The sequence below is a fragment of the Vibrio rubrogenes genome, assembly GCF_059641415.1.
Map to the genome: position 1 here is coordinate 1 of NZ_JCARSY010000120.1, position 540 is coordinate 540.

The 540-nt window shown below is 60.2% G+C and carries 1 protein-coding gene; it reads right to left on the reverse strand.

What is annotated here, in order from left to right; translation table 11 throughout:
- Positions 1-540, reverse strand: a 540-nt coding sequence (gene tssI / locus AC55NX_RS20820) for a type VI secretion system tip protein TssI/VgrG (protein WP_496997466.1), incomplete at both ends; no start/stop codon positions are given.

The window sequence follows — 540 nt, forward strand, 5'->3', positions numbered from 1 at the left end:
CCCGCCCACTGCTGTGACACCCGCACCCAACAAGAGCTCAGCTCATCGCCGTTGCTTTCGCGGTCCCACGGGAAATGCAGTTTCACCCGGCCATGCTCGTCACAGTAAATTTCTTCTCCGGCCGGGCCGACCACGGTCGCCACCATCGGGCCATCCACCCGGGGTTTATTTTCCACCGGTGAGCGCCATAAGTTATCGCCGGGAATGGCGGTAAACTGGTTGGCATAGGTGGTGGCCCCGCTGCCGCCGGACTCTTCCAGTGCCTGCGGCTGACTGCCCTGATGGGCAATGCGCACCACCAGCCAGCTCTGATTCATTGCGGCATCGAGGTGGTCGCTGAGGTCAAATCGCACCCCGGCCTGCAACATGGCCTGATTACTTTGACCGCTGGCGGTATGCGCTTCACGCCGCAGCGCATCGAAGCGGATTTGGCTGAACGCTTTGCCGGTCGCATCATCTTTATAGCGCCCCGGCGCATCGAAGTGCTCGTAAGTGGTGAGCTGGTAATCGAGATTGCTGCCTTCCACGCTCTGTTTAAAA